The organism is Mesorhizobium sp. P2_F8 (assembly GCF_056403655.1).
Genome location: NZ_JBFUFB010000005.1, coordinates 195,347 through 213,179 on the forward strand (window position 1 = coordinate 195,347; position 17,833 = coordinate 213,179).

General features: G+C 63.3%; 15 protein-coding genes. 1 reads left to right on the forward strand and 14 read right to left on the reverse strand.

Annotation, left to right across the window (positions count from 1 at the left end; all coding sequences use genetic code 11):
• Positions 1–19: 19 nt before the first annotated feature.
• The 6 genes from dhaL to AC1DZP_RS14395 form a co-directional block, all read right to left on the reverse strand.
• The gene (gene dhaL, locus AC1DZP_RS14370) at positions 20–682 is read right to left on the reverse strand and encodes a dihydroxyacetone kinase subunit DhaL (protein WP_477303203.1); all 663 of its coding nucleotides are present in this window, start codon (positions 680–682) and stop codon (positions 20–22) included.
• Positions 683–693: 11 nt separating this feature from the next.
• Positions 694–1,686 carry a dihydroxyacetone kinase subunit DhaK gene (locus tag AC1DZP_RS14375; RefSeq protein WP_477303204.1) on the reverse strand — a complete coding sequence of 331 codons (993 nt, stop codon included), beginning with the start codon at positions 1,684–1,686 and terminating at the stop codon, positions 694–696.
• 22 nt (positions 1,687–1,708) lie between these two features.
• Positions 1,709–2,479: an SDR family oxidoreductase gene (locus AC1DZP_RS14380; RefSeq protein ID WP_477303206.1), complete on the reverse strand. Its 771-nt coding sequence runs from the start codon at positions 2,477–2,479 to the stop codon at positions 1,709–1,711.
• 60 nt (positions 2,480–2,539) lie between these two features.
• On the reverse strand, positions 2,540–3,526 hold the full coding sequence (locus tag AC1DZP_RS14385; RefSeq protein ID WP_457154235.1) for a substrate-binding domain-containing protein: 987 nt from the start codon (positions 3,524–3,526) through the stop codon (positions 2,540–2,542).
• A 98-nt stretch (positions 3,527–3,624) separates the two neighbouring features.
• Positions 3,625–4,629, reverse strand: coding sequence for an ABC transporter permease (locus AC1DZP_RS14390; protein WP_477303208.1), 1,005 nt, complete (start codon positions 4,627–4,629; stop codon positions 3,625–3,627).
• 40 nt (positions 4,630–4,669) lie between these two features.
• Positions 4,670–6,148: a sugar ABC transporter ATP-binding protein gene (locus AC1DZP_RS14395; protein WP_477303210.1), complete on the reverse strand. Its 1,479-nt coding sequence runs from the start codon at positions 6,146–6,148 to the stop codon at positions 4,670–4,672.
• A 243-nt stretch (positions 6,149–6,391) separates the two neighbouring features.
• Here AC1DZP_RS14395 and derI point away from each other — a divergent pair, with 243 nt between their 5' ends.
• Entirely contained in the window at positions 6,392–6,832 is a 441-nt protein-coding gene (derI, locus tag AC1DZP_RS14400; protein WP_477303212.1) for a D-erythrulose-4-phosphate isomerase, read from the forward strand.
• 38 nt (positions 6,833–6,870) lie between these two features.
• On the opposite strand, the gene AC1DZP_RS14405 is transcribed toward derI, so the two are convergent.
• The 8 genes from AC1DZP_RS14405 to AC1DZP_RS14440 all read right to left on the reverse strand — a co-directional run bounded on the left by AC1DZP_RS14405 (position 6,871) and on the right by AC1DZP_RS14440 (position 17,819).
• Positions 6,871–7,617, reverse strand: coding sequence for an SDR family NAD(P)-dependent oxidoreductase (locus tag AC1DZP_RS14405; protein ID WP_477303214.1), 747 nt, complete (start codon positions 7,615–7,617; stop codon positions 6,871–6,873).
• Positions 7,618–7,819: 202 nt separating this feature from the next.
• Positions 7,820–8,929, reverse strand: a complete 1,110-nt coding sequence (locus AC1DZP_RS14410; protein WP_477303216.1) for an NAD(P)/FAD-dependent oxidoreductase — start codon at positions 8,927–8,929, stop codon at positions 7,820–7,822.
• Positions 8,910–9,332 carry a hypothetical protein gene (locus AC1DZP_RS14415; protein WP_477303218.1) on the reverse strand — a complete coding sequence of 141 codons (423 nt, stop codon included), beginning with the start codon at positions 9,330–9,332 and terminating at the stop codon, positions 8,910–8,912. Before AC1DZP_RS14415 ends, AC1DZP_RS14410 begins: the two co-directional genes overlap by 20 nt.
• Complete coding sequence (locus AC1DZP_RS14420) at positions 9,329–11,974, reverse strand: LodA/GoxA family CTQ-dependent oxidase (RefSeq protein ID WP_477303220.1); 2,646 nt, start codon at positions 11,972–11,974, stop codon at positions 9,329–9,331. The genes AC1DZP_RS14415 and AC1DZP_RS14420 overlap by 4 nt, the downstream gene beginning before the upstream one ends.
• A gap of 42 nt (positions 11,975–12,016) precedes the next feature.
• Positions 12,017–14,014 (reverse strand): tyrosinase family protein, encoded by a 1,998-nt coding sequence (locus AC1DZP_RS14425; protein WP_477303222.1) that lies wholly within the window; start codon positions 14,012–14,014, stop codon positions 12,017–12,019.
• Positions 14,001–16,106 carry a multicopper oxidase family protein gene (locus AC1DZP_RS14430; RefSeq protein WP_477303224.1) on the reverse strand — a complete coding sequence of 702 codons (2,106 nt, stop codon included), beginning with the start codon at positions 16,104–16,106 and terminating at the stop codon, positions 14,001–14,003. Before AC1DZP_RS14430 ends, AC1DZP_RS14425 begins: the two co-directional genes overlap by 14 nt.
• Before the next feature lie 224 nt (positions 16,107–16,330).
• Positions 16,331–17,068, reverse strand: coding sequence for a hypothetical protein (locus AC1DZP_RS14435; protein ID WP_477303226.1), 738 nt, complete (start codon positions 17,066–17,068; stop codon positions 16,331–16,333).
• 55 nt (positions 17,069–17,123) lie between these two features.
• Entirely contained in the window at positions 17,124–17,819 is a 696-nt protein-coding gene (locus tag AC1DZP_RS14440) for a hypothetical protein (protein ID WP_457151457.1), read from the reverse strand.
• Between the last annotated feature and the right edge of the window lie 14 nt (positions 17,820–17,833).

The following is a 17,833-nucleotide window of genomic DNA, read 5'->3' on the forward strand; positions in this document are numbered from 1 at the left end:
GAGGAGCATTCTTCAAAATTCAACGCACCGCTGTCGCAGACAGCTGCAGTTTCTGCTTGGCGCCTAGCGCCAGGGCTTTCAGGATCAACGCGCAGGATGTGGCGCCGGCGTCGAGGACGCCGAGCGAGCGCTCACCCAGGCGGCTGGCGCGGCCGATCTTGGCCACAAGGTCCTTCGTGCCGTCGCGGCCTTTTTCGGCTGCGGCAACCAGGGCATCCAGCGCGTCCGGAAATGGCTTCCCGTCGGCGTTGGCGCTGTCGAAGGCGTCGATGGCCGGGACGAGCGTGTCGAGAAGCGTCTTGTCGCCAACCTTGGCCGACCCGATGGCCTGGATGCCGTCGAGACCATTGGTGAGCATCGTGCTGAAAGTCTTCGCATCGATTGACGATGAGTGTTCGATCGTCTCGGCGAATTGCGTGAACATGACGCCATAGAGCGGACCCATGGAACCACCGATCTCGGTCATCAGCACGGTGCCCAGCGTATCGAAGGCGGTGGCCAGCGACATGTCGTTGCCCCTGATCCTCTCCGCGGCCATGCCGAAGCCCTTGGCCATGTTGACGCCGTGGTCGCCGTCACCGATCTTGCCGTCGATCTCGCTCAGATAGGCCCGGTTTTCGATGATACGGTCCGCCACCGAAAGAACGATGTCGCCAGCGGAAGCGTTTTCAAAATGCTGCATTCGCCTGTCTCCTAGAACCTTGCGGGACAATCGACATGGACATCCAGCAGCCTTTTCAGTTCGGCGTCGAGCGCCATGACCGTGAGTGTGGCGCCGACCATTTCCAGCGACGTGAAATAGTTGCCGATATAGGTCTTGTGGATGCTCAGCCCGCGTCCGGTGATCTCCTGTTCGATCGTGTCGTTCAGGATGTAGAGTTCGTTGACCGGGGTTGCGCCGAGGCCGGACACCAGCACCGCAACTTCCGTTCCGGCTGCAAGGTCATGATCATCGAGGACGATCTTGACCATCTCCCGCGCTATCTCGGCGGCGGGCTTCAGCGGTTCGACCCGGACACCCGGTTCACCGTGATGACCGATGCCGACTTCCATCGTGCCCGGTTCGATCGAGAAGTTGGGGTGACCCACGGCGGGCAGCGTGCAAGGGCCAAGACCAACGCCAATCGAGCGGCAGTTGTCGATCGCCGTTTGCGCCGTCGCCCGCACGTCCGCGAGACCAGCACCTTCCGCGGCCTTGGCGCCCGCGCATTTCCACATGAAGATCTCGCCGGCAACGCCTCGGCGCTTGTCGCGTTCATCCGGCCCTGCCGAGCACACATCGTCGTTGGCAACGACGGTTGCGATGTCGATGCCTTCCTTGGCCGCGAGTTTGATCGCCATCTTCACATTCATGTTGTCGCCGGCGTAGTTGCCATAGAGGCAGACGACGCCCTTGCCGCCATCTGCCTCGCGCGCGGCGTCGAGGAAGCTCTTTGCCGTTGGTGACGAAAACAGCTCGCCGACCGCAACCGCATCCAGCATGTTGCGTCCCGTATAGCCGATGAAGGCAGGCTCGTGGCCGGAGCCACCCCCGGTGATCACGCCGACCTTGCCGCTGACCGGCGCATGACGGGCGACGATGACACGGGGATTGCCGCCAAGCCTGACGATATCGGCATGCGCCTTGACGAAGCCCTTGACCGTATCCTCGACGACCTCGTCGGGATTGTTGATAAACCGCTGCATTGTTGCTCCAATCCTGCGCCGCTCAGATTATGGTGTAGCCGCCGTCGACCAGAAGGTCGGCGCCGTTGATCATGTCGGCGCCGTTCGATGCCAGGAAGACCGCTGTGGCGGCTATTTCCTCCGGGAAGGCAAAGCGGCCGGTCGGGATGCGCTGCTTCAGCGCCTCGCCGCGCGGCCCGTCCCACGCCTTTCGGCCAAGGTCGGTCAGCACCACTGTCGGCGAAATCGTATTGACCGTGATGCCATGCTTGCCCCATTCGGCGGCAAGCGTCTTGGACAGGCCGATGACACCGAATTTCGAGGCACAGTAGGCGACGTGCTGGTCGATCGCGACGGTGCCGGCCTGCGAAGCCATGTTGATGATCTTGCCGCCGTTGCCGGCTTTGATCAGGACGCGTCCGGCGGCCTGGGAGACGAGGAACGTTCCCTTGAGATTGATGGCGATGGTCTTGTCCCAGGCATCGAGGCTGAGCTCCTCGGCCGGAGCAAGGATGGCGACGCCGGCGCTGTTGACGACGATGTCGATATGGCCGAAAGCCGCTTCCGCCGCAGCAAACACGGCCTCCACGGATTTCGGATCGGACACATCGCAGACGAAGAACTTGGCACCGTTGCCGAGTTCATCGGCCTTCGATCTCGCAACCGATTCATTGATGTCGATCACTCCGACTGCGGCACCCTTCGAGGCAAATGCCGATGCAATGGCGCTGCCGATGCCGGAGGCGCCGCCGGTGATCAGGGCGACTTTGCCGCCAAGTGAAAAATTGAGATCGACCTGTATTGAATCAGTCATGGTTCTCTTCCCGGCCTGTTGGAAAGTGGGGTGTGCAAGAGGGCACACCCCACGGCTGAATTACTTGCGTGTCGCAAGAAGCTTGTCGACGTTTTCCGCCGTCACCGGCGTCCACGGCACATTGTAGATCTTCTCCTTGCCGTCCTTCCACGGCATGTCCTTGTAGGTTGCCCAAATGTCGGATTGGGGTTTGTAGTCACCCTTCTTGGCATTGAAGATGGCGAGATCGAGCGCCCCTTGTGCCTGGGCACGTGCGTCCTGAAGGATCGACGTCATCTCGCCGTTCTTGACGGCGTGGAGCGCGTCGGTGATGCCGTCGATGCCGGCAATGGCAAAGCTCTTCGTATCAAGGCCGGCGGCCTTGATCGCCTCGATGGCGCCGAGGGCCATTTCGTCGTTTTGGCCAATCACGCCATTGATCTGCTTGGGGTGGGCGGTGAGCCAGTTTTCCATCAGCGTCTGGGCTTCAGCGCGCGACCAGTTCGCCGTCTGATCTTCGAGGATCTTGACATCCGGGCACTCGGCAAGCGCCTTCTTGTTGCCTTCGAGGCGAGAAATCTGCGCCGACTGACCGACCGGCCCCTCGAGAATGACGACGTTGCCCTTGCAGCCAATCTTGTCGAGCACGGTCTTGGCTTCCATGTAGCCCGAGATCGTGTCGTCGGACCCGACATAGGAGGCCAGGAGATCGGAATTGACGCGGGTGTTGGAGCCGACAACCGGGATGCCGGCATCGGCGGCCGACTGCACGGCGGCCGCGCCTGCATCGACGTCAATCGGTGCGAAGATGATCGCATTGTACTTCTGCGTGACCATTGTCTTGAACTGGTCCTGCTGCACCAGGGCATCATAGCGGCCGTCGAAAACCGTCAGTTCGACTTCACCGCTCTTGACGGCAGGGTGCTCCTGAAGCGCTGCTGCCCAAATTTGCATGAACTCCGCATTCAACCCGTAAGGTGCTGCGCCGATCTTGATCTTCTCCTGCGCCATGGCCGACGAGGCCAGCAGCGCGGTCGCGGACGCGAGCGCTATCATCAATGTTTTCATTTCGTACCTCCACTTTAAGTGAGCGACCGACATGGTTCGCCTATCAACGGACACGCGGTGTGCAGGTCCGATCCCGGAGGGGCTTTGGGTCCGATGCTCTAAGCCCCGTAGTTTCTCTTCTGATCAAGCATCACGGCGCCAACGATCAGGGCGCCCTTGAGAACTTGCTGGTAGTAGGATTGGATACCCATCAGATCGAGGCCGTTGTTCATGACGCCGATGATCAGCGCGCCAATCAGCGTGCCTGTCACCCGGCCCACCCCTCCTGAAAGACTGGTTCCCCCGATCACCACCGCGGCGATCGCGTCCAGCTCATAGGCAATACCGGCCTGGGGCAGTGCGGAGCCGGTGCGGGCGCTGAGCAGCATTCCGGCGAGGCCGGCAAGACCGCCGGAGACGACATAGACGACGAACTGTATGCGGGTAATGTTGATGCCAGAGGTCCTGGCAGCGTGGGGATTGCCGCCGACGGCATAGATGTAGCGGCCGAAACGGGTCCGGTTGAGGATCCACCAGGAGACGGCAAACACGACAGCCAGAATGACGACCGGGGCCGGTATGCCAAGGATGTCGCCTGTGCCAATCCAGCGAAACGCCGGCGTCAGCGCGGGAACAGGCCGGCCTCCGCCATAGATGAGGGTCAGTCCGCGTGCGGCCGACAGCATGCCCAGCGTTGCCACGAAGGCCGGCACCGAAAAGCGCGACACGATCGCACCAGATACGGCGCCGCAGGCAACGCCGACCAAAAGACCGATGCCGAGGCCGAAGACGACTGGATAGGGTGAACCGGAAATCCCGGCGGTCGCGGACGTGGTCACGAAACTGGCGCTAATGAGACCGGCAAGCGCGACCACGGAGCCGACCGAGAGGTCGATGCCGCGGGTCAGGATGACGAAGGTCATGCCGATGGCGAGGACACCATTGATCGACGTCTGCAGCAGCACGTTCGAGATGTTGCCGGCTGTCAAAAAGAACTCGTTGGAGATCGACAGAACCGCAACCAGGATCAGGAAGGCAAAGAAGATGCCGTATTCCTGAATCAGCAGCCGGCGCTGCTCCGAACCGAGCCAGCTTTTTGCGTTCTCGTTGTTTCCAACCGACATCATTGACTCCTCTGCCACCGGACGAACACCCTGTCCCTGCTCAGGTTGATAGGTGGACGAGTGATTGGGCATCCGTTTCCTCCCGTCTGTAGATCCCGGCGCTCTTGCCGGCGCGCATCACCATGATGCGGTCCGACATGCCGAGAACTTCGTCGATTTCCGACGAGATCATCACGACCGTGCCGCCGGCGGCGGCGAAGTCACTGATGATCCGATAGATCTCACGCTTGGCCCCGACATCGACGCCGCGGGTCGGTTCGTCCAAAAGCAGGACCTTCGGGTTGCGAAGGAACCATTTTGCCAGCACCACCTTCTGCTGGTTGCCGCCTGAAAGGCCGGAAACCGGCATCGTGTCGCGCGCCGCCTTGATCTGGAATTTTTCCCGCATGTCGCGGCTTGCTTGCGCCTCCCGCGGCCGATCCATGCTGAAGGCGGGGCTCATTTCCGGCAGGCTCGCCATGCAGATGTTGGCGCGCACGGAATCGGAGAGATTGAGGCCGGTCAGCTTGCGGTCTTCGGTGACCAGCGCCAGCCCGTGCGCCATGGCATCGGACGACTTGGAAATAGTGACCTCGGCACCGTCGAGCTTGATGCTTCCTGCCGAAGGCTTGTCGAGCCCGAAGAGGCAGTTGAAGATCTCGGTCCGTCCGGCCCCCATCAGGCCGTAAATGCCGAAGATCTCACCCTTTCGTGCGGTGAAAGAGATATCCTCGATCTTTTTCGGGCACGTGAGCGCGGTAACCTCGAGAACGGTTTCCAAGGTGGGCGTGTTGGTCTTGATGTATTCCTCGGACAGTTCGCGGCCGACGATCATGCGGATCAGGTTGTGCCGATCGATGTCTGCAAGCGCCCCGCTGCCGGCATAGGCGCCGTCACGGAAGACCGTGTAGGAATCGGCGATCTGGAAGATCTCCGACAGCCGGTGAGAAACGTAGACGATACCGCGGCCCTGGGCCTGCAGGCGGCGGATCGCGGCAAAGAGGTGCTGCGCCTCCCGCTCGCCGATCGCCGATGTCGGCTCATCCATGAAGATGACCTCGGCGTCGTGGCTGAGCGCCTTGGCGATCTCGACGAGTTGCATCTGCGCGACCGAGAGGTTCATCATGTATTGTGTGGCTCGAATATCGAATTCGAGATCGTCCAGCAGCTTTTGCGCGGACCTGTTCATCGCGCGGAAATCGATGCCTCCGAACCGCGCGGAAGGCTCGCGACCGAGGTAGATGTTCTCGGCAACCGTCATGTGAGGGACAGGGCTGAGTTCCTGTTCGATAATAGCGATGCCCGAGGCCAATGCGTCGGCCGGGCTTGCGAACTCCACATCCTTGCCGCGACGGCGGATTGAGCCGGCATCGCGCTTGAAGATACCCATCAGTATCTTGAGGAAGGTCGACTTGCCGGCGCCATTGCCGCCGCAGAGCGCGTGAACCGTGCCGGCGCGAAGTTGAAAGCGGCCCTCGCGCAAGGCTGCGACGCCACCAAAGGACTTCTTCAGCCCTTCCACCTCGAGCAAAAATTCCACGTCGGCTCTCCTCCCAAGGGCACTCGACACCCCTCCTTGGCGCGAGCTGATCGACACGAATGATCTCTGTTCTTGGCGTCGATTTTTACAATAGTCGATTAGCACTCGACAAATGTCAAGCTGCAGGCGAAACTATGAATGCCAACCGTTGGCCGCGGATGGAATGCACCCGCTGACGCCCAGGACCCAGGCGCCAGACGGCGCATCCGCGGCACAACTCAGAATCTGAAAGGAAGTGAGCCCATGAAGATCGCTATCGGCGCCGACAGTGCGGGAAAGCCGCTTCTGGATGTGATTGCGGCGCATCTGGCCGGAAAGACCGGCATAACGCTAACGGATTTCAGTCAGCCGGGCTTTTACGCCGACATAGCGCAGACGGTTGCTCGAAAGGTGCTTGAAGGTGAATTCGACCGCGGTTTGCTGTTTTGTGGAACCGGCATCGGTGTTTCGATTTCCGCCAACAAGGTGCCGGGCATACGCGCCGCACTGACCCACGATACCTACTCGGCCGAACGGGCCGCCAAGTCCAACAATGCTCAGATCATCACGATGGGCGCGCGTGTGATTGGCCCGGAACTGGCGAAGGCGATTGTCGACAAGTATCTGGCGTCCGACTTCGATCCCACCGGGCCTTCGGCCGAGAACGTCAAGGCGGTCGATCGTCTTGATGAGATCAAGCGCTAGAGAACGAAGGGCCGGGCGCGAATTCTCGTGGTTTGGGATCAGTAGGTGGCGCGGCCGCCGGAGAGATCGAATACCGACGCGGTGGTGAAGCTGTTCTCCTTCGAGACCAGCCAGGCGACCATGTTCGCCGCCTCGTCGACTTCCAGGAACCGCGCGCGCGGGATCTTGGCCAGCATGTAGTCGATATGCTCTTGTTTCAACTGTTCGAAGATCGGTGTGCGCGCCGCAGCCGGCGTGATGCAGTTGACCGCTATGTCGTAGCCGGCAAGCTCCTTGCCCAGTGACTTGGTCAGCCCGATGACGCCTGCCTTGGACGCCGAGTAGGCGGATGCGTTGGGGTTGCCTTCCTTGCCCGCGATCGAGGCGATGTTGACAATGCGGCCGTAGTTGCGCGCCTTCATGGCAGGCACGACAGCGCGGTTGACGTGAAAGGTTCCGTTGAGATTGATATCGATGACGCGCCGCCAGGCATCGAGCGGATACTCGTCGAGCGTGTGATTGGGCCCGGCTATCCCCGCCGAATTGACCAGGATCGAGACGGCCCCGCTCTCGTTTTCGGTGCGGGCGTGCGCCGCAAGCACCGCCTCGGCATCGGTGATGTCGACCAGGACGCCCTTGGCTGCGTCCCCGAGGCCGGCAACGGCCAACTCCAGCCCTGCCTTGTTCATGTCCCACAGGCTCACCCTTGCGCCCGATGCGACCATCCGCCGGGCAAAGGCCAGGCCCAGCCCTTGCGCTCCACCGGTAACGACGGCGACCTGTCCTTCAAGATCGATTTTGTTCATTGCGTTCAATCCCTGGCGATCGATATGCAACCACACGACGGCACGCCCGGTTTCGGCATGGAAATCGCCGACAGGGCACTGCTGAAATCCCTCGTCTAACGTGGCGGCCTGACGCTTGTTTTGTTCGGGCGGGCAGTATCGACATCTTCAGGCAGCCGAGCCCGACGTCAATGGTGTCGGCGAGGGCAGTTCCGTAAATGTGCTACGTGTTGTGATACAAATCTGCCGCGCGCTCTTCGGGTTGAGGCCGACGCCGCTGCCAGAAGGCAGTGTCCCACCGCGCGGCGGCGGCATAATGCACGCCGAGCGCGGAGGCGTAGTCGGCAAAGCCCTGCGAGGCGATCATCGCGTAGCGCGTGCGTGCGAGGTCGTCGCGTCCGTCGACCATGTCCGACGCGGCATAGGCGGCGAGGATCCCCGAGCGCAGCGCATGCACGATCCCTCGCGACGACAGCGGATCGGCGGCGAACAGGCTGTCGCCCGCCGCCACCCAGCGCTCACCCGCTGCCGGATCGACGGTGGCCGTTCCCGCCGATTTCACCAGCGTTGCGGTTTCACGCGCGCCAGGAGGCAGAAGCGGTGCGATCAGTCGTGTTGCCGCCAGTGCGCGGTACCAGGATTCCGGATCGCGCAGGCCGCTGCCCAGGTCAGGATCGGTCAGGCACGCCACCACCCGGCGTCCGCCGGGCAAGTCGGCGCTATACCACCAGCCCTCCGGGCGCGCCTCGATGACCATGCGGCCATCACCCGGCGCGCGGTCGAAGAAGCGGGTGTATGCGGCGAGGTGGCCATGCACCCGAAGCTTCGCGCCGAAGGATCGCGCCAGCCGCCAGCTGCGGCCGGTCGCCCAGATCACGGCGCCTGCGAAAATGTCCCCATCGGCGAGCTTGAGCCGCCAGCCCTGGTCCTCGCGCACCGCCGAACGCACCTCGCACCCAAGTCGCACTTGCGCGCCTGCCGCCGCTGCCGCCTGCACCATAAGCTGATCGAACCGTGCCCGGTCGAGTTGCCAGCCGGCGCCGTGGGCGGAGAATATGCTGTGCCGCTCGTCGAGCGCCTCGCCGGCCCATGCCGAAACGACCGCGCGGTTCTCCACGAAAGCCGCGGCAAGGAACGGCGTCCAGACGCCGAGCTGGCGTAGCAGCCCCTGTGCTACCGCCGCCAACATCTCACCCGATTTTATCAGCTCGTGCCGTCCCGCTTCGAACAGCACCACGCGCCGTCCGGGCGCGTGACGGCGCAGCGTCAGCGCTGCCGCGGCACCCGCAGGCCCGCCGCCGATGACGACGAAGTCAGCCTGCTCGCACGGCATAGAAGGATGCCACCACCCCTGCCGGGTTCGTGCTGCCGCCGTCGCCCGAATGCGGGATGGTGCGCACCACCGAGCCGACGATCGCGGGCACTTCCAGCCGGTCGGTGCTATCGGGCCAAACCGGCACAAGCCAGCCGATATAGTCGTAGATCCACTGCTCGCCGCCGACCACGCCCTTGCCCTGGAAGCGGACCTGCATCGGCGAACCGTAACCGAAGCTGCCGCGCAGATCGAGCGACCATCCCGGCCCGCCGATCGTTCCCGAAAGTTCAATCACGGAAACCTCCGCAATGGCCAGCGTGCCTTCGCCGAACAAAAGGTCGTTGGCCGCCTTGCTGAGATCGGGGTCGTTGTTGAAGCTGCGATAGGCCCAGTTGCCGACAAACGGATTGGTCACGGTCATTCTCCCGAATCCTCGACGCAGATGTATTTGATACCGGGCGAGGGCTGATCGAGCCCGCCCGCCGGATTGCGGACGATGAAGCCGAGCTTCGACCATTCGGTCACCATCTTGAGATCGCCGGCAAGCGTCTGCGGAATGCCGCGCGCCCAGTTGCGGAACTGAAAGTCCTTTCCGACGGGATAATAGGCCTGCATCGGCCGATGCGCCGGCCACCATAAGGTCTCCCACACGCGCCGCTCGCGCTCCATCAGCGTGTTGCCGACGCTGTCGGGATAAAGGACGTTCCATTCCTCGTAGGTGACGTCGATCGTCTGGGTGGAGCATTCGTTGAAATCGGCCTGCCATGGCAGCCCGCTGAGCTTGGTCAGGTCGCCGGGCTGCAATCCCACATCGAGGTTGCTGCCTTGTGACAGCGGGTCGGAGGCATAGGCGATATAGCCTTCCTCGCTGACGCCCGCTCCCCATCGGTTGGCGTTCTCCTGCGCCGCGGTCAGCGCAAAGCTGTACCATTCGGGGTCTGCTTTGATCCGGTAGGGCTCGCGCCAGATCGCCGGATTGCGGATGATCCACGTGACCTCACCGCCTGGGCAGAAGGCCCCGCCGAGTCCGTTCGACAGCACACCCTGGTCGAGACCGCGTCCGCCCTGCACGTTCCAGTCCTTGTAGGGCTGCCAGGGATCGATTACGGGGGCGAAACCTGCATCCACCTCGTCAATGAAGATGCCCGCCGCCCATTGCCGCAGCAGGAACAGTTGCGTGTCGGTCAGCCGCAGGAACTTGCTCACCGTCTTGTTGGTGATCGGATTGTCGCCGGCAAGCAGCGGCATCAGCGGCAGGTGATAGGTCCGCGTCGCCGGATTGGCGTCGAGCCGGAATAGGTTCTCCTCGCCTGGCTTGCGCAGCAGATCGAACAGATACTGCCGCGCGGAACGGCCGGGATCGGTCGTGGCATCCTTGGCCGCGGCAGCGAGCGCGCGCTCGAGCAACTGGCCGGAACGGTATTCGAACGCCAACCGGCGGAGCGCAGCCTCGATCGGCTCGTCCGGATCGGTGGTCCGGTCTGGTTCGCCGGGCTCCTGCCGCGACGAGGCCCGGGCGAGCGTCAGCATCCGTTTGCGCGGCGGCGCGGCGGCCGCGGCGATGCGCTCGATCACGCCGGTGATCTCAGCATCGAAGGCGCTGCGCGCCTCGGCATAGGCCGGCTCGGCCACGGTGTCGTTGTCGGCGAAGGTTTTTTGCCAGCGCGCGGCATAGCTGCGCGGCGCCTCGCCATCGTCGGGCGGGCAGACCGCGGCGGTGAAAGTCGCCGCTGCCGCCCTCAGCGTGGCGGCGGCATCGCCAACCACGGCATCGGCAGCCGCGCCCGGCGCCTGCGTTGCATCGAGTAGCATCAGGCTCGGTTCCACCGCTGCCTCGAGCAGCCGTCCGCCGACATGGTCGTCCTTCGCGCGGCCTTCCTTTTGCGCCAGCGCACGCGGTGCGATGCGTGGCGGGATGCACAGGCGATAGGGATCGAACGTGCCCCGGCTCGACTGGTTGTGCGGGAAGTTCGATTGCTGGAGGATGTTGGTGAAATAGGAGAATTCGTCGGCGCGGAAAATGATCGGCCAGATGTCGCGCCAGAACCAGGGGCGATAGGCCGGGTTCCACTCAACCGGTCCTGCCTGCCAGTGCAGCAAGGCCGCCGTGTCGGTCGGATCGATCTTCTGCGGCGCGTCAAACGTTCCCGCGGTGCCGTACATGTCGGTGCGATAGGCAAACTCGCGGATCGACATGTCCTCGACCACGTCCTCCAGCGTGATCATGTCGAGCACTTCCGGCGCGTAGCGCGGATACCCGACCAGCACCCAGGCGGGATACTCGACATCGATGTAGCGCAGCGCCTGGACGCGCTCCTCCATCATCACCAGCCGCGCCATCACCGGCCCGTCCGAGATGTCGTCGAACCAGCCGTCGCTGTTGGCGTAGGTCTCGATGCGCGGATGGCCAAACCCGCTGAGGAACGAGCCGCTGTTGCCGTGCCCGCCAAGCAGCAGCAGCCGTCCGCTGTCGTCGGTCATCATTTCGCCCAGCGTGTCGATGTCGCTTGGCACCATCCCGGTCGGCGGGAAGGTGACGGCATAGGCCGGGTTGGTGTCCCGCCCGAAGCTCGCCTTGCGCCGCGCGGTGCAGTCGACGGCTTGCGGGCCGGCGTCGATGATCAGATTCTGCCGTTCGACCGGATCGGTGATGCCAGCGTTGCGCAGCGGCGCGTCGGCGGCATAGCCGGCCTCGCCGCGCAGCCCGTCGAAGGTGAACCATGCCGCCTTCTTGTTGGCGAGCTGAACGCGCCACTGGATGTCGACCAGCTTGCCGCGATTGCCGCCGCCTTCGACATGGTCGCCGATCTTCAGCGGACTGCCCTGTGGGTTGGCCGCGTCATAAACGAAGATCTGGAAGCGCGCGGCCTGGCGCTTGATGCGGCCCTTGCTGTCCTTGAAGTGTTTGATCGGCGCATCGCCTTTCGCGGCATTGCCGTTGGCGTCGCATTCGATCGGCAACTGCGCCGGCTTTTCCGGCGAGATGCAGAAACCGTCGGGGCTGTCGCCGAGCCGCGCGATGCCGACGGCCGGGTGGATGCGATAGACTGTTGGGTCGGCCATTTGATTTCCCCTCGGTGCCTGCGCCGGCCGTGTCTTGTGTTTTCAATCGAGAAAGTTGAGCGAGACCCCGTCGAGCCGCAGCAACTCGCGGTCCTCCTCATAGGAGGCGCCGATCACGACCAGGCTTACTGTCAGGCTGGTGGCACCGGCCGCGATCAGCCGGCGTGCCGCGCGCGTCACATCGATGCGGTGGTTGCGCGGCGTGTTCATGCTGCGCTCGCGCAGATCGAACTTGCGGTTCTCCGCGGGTGGAATTTCGCAATGCCCGGGCCCGCCAAAACATTCCCCGTGGCCGAAGATCGCCGCGTAACCGGCATAGCCCGGCAGGTTGAGCGGCGTGCTGGCGTCGGCATCCGGCGTGTTGAGAAATACGCGGATGAAGCAGGAGCGCGGCAATTGCGGCACGCGGTGCAGCCGCACTTCCGCCGAGCGGAAGCTCTTGGTCGCTTCGTGCACTGCAATTGGCGCCGAGACGAAGCGTCCGACCGGACTGGTCAGCCCGACCGGCATGAGGCATCCGCCACGAACATATTCATAGCCGAAGCGGTTCATATCGAGCGTATCGCGCACCGCGTAGCTCCACGGCGTCAGCGCGGAATCGAGATCGGCGGGCAGGCCGTCGGGATGGTCCTGCTGCCAGCGCCACCAGAGCCGGTCGATATTGGCGTGCACCGGCCAGAAGATCGGGTCGTAGGACGCGGTCAGGTTCGAGAACATGTCGCCGAACTGCGGCTCGGAGTAGAGGTCGTCGCGCTGGTGGAACTTGCGCCCGGCAACGCGCACCGCGCTGTTGCGATCGGCGGGCGCGCTGGTCTTGAACGCCGGGTTCATGCCCCCGGTCCAGATGTGCATGGTGTTGTGCGGATTCTGGTCCAGGAAGCCGAAGCTGTCGACATAGAGGCTGCCACCGCCGAAGTCGCGGAAGGTGCGCAGGCTGAGGATCTCGTCGATGTCCTCCTGTGCCGGATAATGATAGTGGATGACGGTGTTGATCGTGCCTTTGCCGAACTGGCTGGAATAGCGCAGCGGATACCATAGCGAATTGGCCTCGAGCAGCGCGTCGATCAGCCGTTTGCGGTTTTCCCCTTCCACATAGTCCTTGCCGCAGGCGCCGCTGACCGCGTCAYAGGCCTGCGTCGGATTGGCCCACAGCTGTCCCACCAGCGTGCCGATCTTGGCCGGGAAACCGTGATCGCGCAGGAAGCGCACCGAGGCCTCCGTGAGGAAACCCTTGAACGCATCGGGGAGGATGGCGCCGTTGGCCGGATCCTCCGGCTTGTAGCGCGTAGCCGGGAAATCCCACCACGGCATGGTCACATCCGGGCAGAAATCCTGCAAAGCCTGTTCGAATTCATAGAGATACACGCGATGCCACGGCAGGAAACGTTCCCAGCCATGCTGACAGTGGTTCTGGTGGATCAAGGCCAGATTGTTGTAGCTGCGTTTGTCGCCGACCCATTTGTTGAGCTTGTAGAGCTCACGAAAGGCATAGCGCAGCCGCTCCTTTTGCGCGTCGTCCAGCACATCGACGTCCATGCGCTGCCGCAGCTCGCCCTTGGCGTAGCGCCATGCCGCCGGATCGGACGCCGCGCTGAAGACCGGGCCGGCAATCCCCTTGACCTCGACGCGCGCCTCGGTCGCCACGCTCACCTCGCTGGCGAGTGCAATCGAACGGATCAACGCGCCGGGGCAGCCCTCTTCGATCCACGTCTCGATCCGGTCTATGTCTTCATCGGCGACCGGCTCGCCGCCCCAGGGCAGGCGGGGGAACTGCTTGCCGTCGAACGGCGGCAGTCCGCGCAAGCCCCGGATCAGCGCCGAGCGCGCGCCGCGGCCCTTGGCATCGCTCGTGCCGCAACAGGAAGTCGAGAGCGGCGCGATCAGCGGCATCCCGTGCAGCTGCAGTGCCAGGAACTCCGGCAGCGTCAGTCCCGTTAGGCTGCCGGGTCCCCCGGTGCCGCCGGCCGTGGCGAGGATCGCCTCCACGTCGCTCCAGGTGAACGGCGCGGCGGGCATTGGCTGCGCCTTATTTGTGGCCATCGTGGCTGTCCATCTGCATCTGCATCGCGCCGCTCTGGGTGATGTCGCCCACCTGATCAGGCAGCACCACGGCAACGTTCTGCATCATGCCCTGGTCCTCATGATCGAGGATGTGGCAGTGCAGCACGTACTCGCCGATGTAGCGCTCGTAACGGGTACGGACCTTGATCGTGTAGATGCCCGAGAAGCCGGCCGGCAAGGATTGCGGGATCAGGCTCTTGATCCACAGCGTATCCTTCCACACGCCCTTGAGCCCGGCATATTGCGGATCGTAGGGCTCACCGCCGGCATCGTCTATTGCGCCCGGTGCGCTGACGTCCTTGCCGTTGGGATCGATGATCGAGACGATCTGGAACGGATTGACGTGGATGTGGAACGGATGGCTGACGAAGTGTGACTGCAGCGTCCATTCCTGCGCCTTGCCCAGCGGCAGCGAGCGGTCGATGCGGGTCGGGTCGTAGGGCTTGACGTCGGCCGTGTTGAGCGTGTTCCCGACCTCGAACTTGGTGTTCGGCCCCGTCGTGTCGATGAAGAAGGTCAGCTCCTGCGTGCCGTTGCCCTTCACCTCGTCGTCGGTGACGTCGGGATGCGGCGTGAAGCTGGTGAATTTCATTCCGGCCTTGAGATCGGCCACCACCGTCGCTTTGACATTCGCGGGCATGTTGGCCTCGGCCAGGCCAATCAGTTTGCGGTTGACGTAGGTTTCCACATTGTCGACCGGCGTTCCCGGCGCGACGTCGACCAGCGCGAGCAGTTGCGGTCCGACATCGAGCCCGTTGACCACCCCCGATTTGGGTGCCGAGGAGTCGATCACGCAGTAGCGTCCGGCTTCTGGAAAGACGACCAGCGCGTCAAAGCGATAGCCGGGCTGGAAGGTTGCAAGCTTGGTCGGCTGCGCCGCCGCCATCGTCAGCCCGTCGGCCGCGACCAGCGTATAGGGCACGGGTGTGGTGCTGCACGTATCCTTGATGAACGCCGCGTTGGTGTCGGCATTGAGCAGCGTTTTCACTCCGGGCTTGAGCTTGCCGTCAAGTACCTTGAAAAATTGTAGGCTGATCGTGTCGCGGACGCCGGCATGGACCATCCGCCAGCGCTCGATCTGGCCCTGCGTCGCCTTCAAGGGGTCGTTCGGATTGAACACCCTGCCATTGAGCGAGGTATAGCGCCCCGATGCCGGCCAGGTGCCCGGCCCGAACTGGTCATAGCCCTCGATGCCGCCGACATCGCCCGGATCGCAGAAATAATGACCGTTGATGTCCTGCTTGATCGGGCCGAGTTCTCCGGGCTTGGCCGCCGGCGCGCGGCAGGCATATTGGATCTGCTGCATCACCAGCACCCGCTCGGGGATCGCCGAGGTTGGGATCAGCGTATCGATGTCGCCATGGGTTGTCGGGGTCGGCAAGCGGTTGCCGCGGATGATCAGCGCACCGGCCATACCGCTCGACACCTGCAGCGCCGTCGAGCCGTGGCGATGGGTGTGATACCAGAACGTGCCGGAAGGATGGTCCGACGGGATGTTGTATTCGTAGGTGAACTGCGTTTGCGGGTTGATCGACAGCAGCACGTTGTCGCTGTTGCCCGACGGGCTTACCCACAGCCCGTGAGTATGCAGATTGGTGCCGTTGAAGCAGTGGGGGATGTCGGGCATCTGGCCGCCGGGCATGCAGCCGGGGTCGCCGGGCTGCGGCCCTGCCGGCAACTGATTGTCGAGGGTGACGCGCACCGTGTCGCCCGGAACGGCCTCGATCGTCGGCGAGACATAAGGAGCCTTGGGATCGACGCCCTTGCCGGTGTAGCCGCGCAAATGGACCTTGTCGTAGCCGCCCGTGGACGGGTTGTAGATCTGGTTGTCGATATACTCGATCTTGAGATTGAGCAGGCGGTCGCCACCCACCGGCAGCGTATTTCCGGGCAGTGGCGCAGCAGGTGCGAGCTCCGTCAGGGCAGGCTTGGCGATCGGCGCGCGGTCATCTTGCAGCACCGGTGGATTGAGGATCTCGGCCGCCGCGGGCAGCACCGCGATTGGTACCAGGCTGCTGCCGAAAAAACCCAAGAGAAATCGCGCACGCGCCATCGATCCACCAAGCGACATGGGGCCTCCCTCATACTGGCTGTAGACTTCGATCCGTAAGCATAGTGCGCCCGATCCGGAAATCTGTCTAGCTTGCAAAGCCATAAATCTAAAATTTACTTCCAACAAAATTGTGATGGCGCACTTAAGAACTTGCTTATACGACTAACGGTCAGTTTATTTCAATATTGCTCTATTTTTAATCAGTTTAGGTGCTGATCGACGGCGGACCATGACCGCGAGGATCACAGCGTCTGCAATGTCACCGTGGGGGCGGCAGTCACCACCTTGGGGAGGCCGCTCAGGACGGAGCCGCTGCCAAAATAGGCCACGAACAGCACCGAGGTTCCCCAGTTGAACTCGAAGCTGTAGCTGTTGCCGCCGGCCGTCGCGTAGTAACCGGCCGGGGCCGGTGTCGGGTGGCCGGGCCCGGTATCGCCGTACTGCGAATTCAGCGCGATCGCATAGGCATTGTTGCCTTTGGTGTCCTGCGGGCCGCCGATGAAAGCGAACAGGCAAAGACCGGCCGAATTCGCCTGGAAGCCCAGCTGCATGTACTGCGGCAGCGTGACCGCTTTCAGCGTGGTGTCGACAGCGACCGGGACGGCGTCGCCGGTGGTCGGCAAAGGCGTTGGCGCCGCGCCGCCCATGCCCGGCCCATAGGCCGCGATCCAGATTGGCGTGTTGGTGTTCACGCTGACATTGGTGATGTTCAGATTGTTGGCTTGCCAATTGTTGATCAGGATGGTGGGCTGCAAGGCCAGCCCCGGCGCCAGCAGGAATTGCGGCTGGCTGCTGCCGCTGGTCAGCGCCAGCTTGCCGGCATTGTTCATCTCGGAAGCATTCTGGAAAGCCAGGATCATCGACCCGTTGGGGGTCTGCGGCATCGCCACGCTGTCGCGCACGGCAAGCTCCACCGGGGAGCCATCCCAATTGTCCGTCGCCAGGGATTGACCCAGAATGTTGAAGTCCGAAGGTGGCATGGCTTCCGTCTCAGAGAGCAGCCAAGATGGCGGAAAGGCGGACCGGTGCGGAGGTCTACAGGGATTGCAGCAGGGTCGTCACCGGCGTTGCGGTCTGCGGCGAGAGATTGACCACGTAGACTATCGCCGCCCCCCAACTGAAGGACATCGTGTATCTGTTGCCGGCCGCCGTGGCGTAAAACCCGTCCGGCGGAGTGTTCCCGGTCGGCGGTCCGGTGTCGCCGCTCGGGGCGTTGAGCGCAATCACATAGGCATTGTTGCCCGACTGGTCAGGCGGTCCACCGACCACCGCGACCACCTGCTGATTGCCGGTGCTCGAGCTGAATTCAAGCTGCATCCAGTTCGGTGTCGTTATCCCTTGCACCGCCTGGCGCATCGCCAGCTGGACAGGTGTGCCGCTCACGAGCTGGCCAGGCTGCATGCCGGGAATGCCGGGGCCGAAGGCCTGCACGAAGATGGGGGTCGCGGCATTGAGGCTGGTGTTGGTGAGGGTCAGGTTGTTGGCCTGCCAGTTCGCCGTCAGCACGCTGATCATCCGTGCCAGAGCCGGGACCCGAACGTTCGTTGGCGCGCTGCTGCCAGAGGTGAAGGTAAGCCTGCCCTCGTTGTTCTGCTGTGACTGGTTGAAGTAGCCGACGATGAGGGAGCCGTTGGGCGTCTGCGGCATGGTCACGCTGCCACGGACCGCCAGTGTCTGCGGCATGCCGTTCCAGGTCGCGTTGACCGTGCCCGCTGCGATGAAGTCGTGCATGTCCAGGATGTCCT

Excerpts from the sequence above, each read along its gene's own strand:
- dhaL (WP_477303203.1), bottom strand. The coding sequence starts at position 682 with ATGCAGCATTTTGAAAACGCTTCCGCTGGCGACATCGTTCTTTCGGTG.
- AC1DZP_RS14375 (WP_477303204.1), bottom strand. The coding sequence starts at position 1,686 with ATGCAGCGGTTTATCAACAATCCCGACGAGGTCGTCGAGGATACGGTC.
- AC1DZP_RS14380 (WP_477303206.1), bottom strand. The coding sequence starts at position 2,479 with ATGACTGATTCAATACAGGTCGATCTCAATTTTTCACTTGGCGGCAAA.
- AC1DZP_RS14385 (WP_457154235.1), bottom strand. The coding sequence starts at position 3,526 with ATGAAAACATTGATGATAGCGCTCGCGTCCGCGACCGCGCTGCTGGCC.
- AC1DZP_RS14390 (WP_477303208.1), bottom strand. The coding sequence starts at position 4,629 with ATGTCGGTTGGAAACAACGAGAACGCAAAAAGCTGGCTCGGTTCGGAG.
- derI (WP_477303212.1), top strand. The coding sequence starts at position 6,392 with ATGAAGATCGCTATCGGCGCCGACAGTGCGGGAAAGCCGCTTCTGGAT.
- AC1DZP_RS14405 (WP_477303214.1), bottom strand. The coding sequence starts at position 7,617 with ATGAACAAAATCGATCTTGAAGGACAGGTCGCCGTCGTTACCGGTGGA.
- AC1DZP_RS14410 (WP_477303216.1), bottom strand. The coding sequence starts at position 8,929 with ATGCCGTGCGAGCAGGCTGACTTCGTCGTCATCGGCGGCGGGCCTGCG.
- AC1DZP_RS14415 (WP_477303218.1), bottom strand. The coding sequence starts at position 9,332 with ATGACCGTGACCAATCCGTTTGTCGGCAACTGGGCCTATCGCAGCTTC.
- AC1DZP_RS14420 (WP_477303220.1), bottom strand. The coding sequence starts at position 11,974 with ATGGCCGACCCAACAGTCTATCGCATCCACCCGGCCGTCGGCATCGCG.
- AC1DZP_RS14430 (WP_477303224.1), bottom strand. The coding sequence starts at position 16,106 with ATGTCGCTTGGTGGATCGATGGCGCGTGCGCGATTTCTCTTGGGTTTT.
- AC1DZP_RS14435 (WP_477303226.1), bottom strand. The coding sequence starts at position 17,068 with ATGCCACCTTCGGACTTCAACATTCTGGGTCAATCCCTGGCGACGGAC.
- AC1DZP_RS14440 (WP_457151457.1), bottom strand. The coding sequence starts at position 17,819 with ATGCACGACTTCATCGCAGCGGGCACGGTCAACGCGACCTGGAACGGC.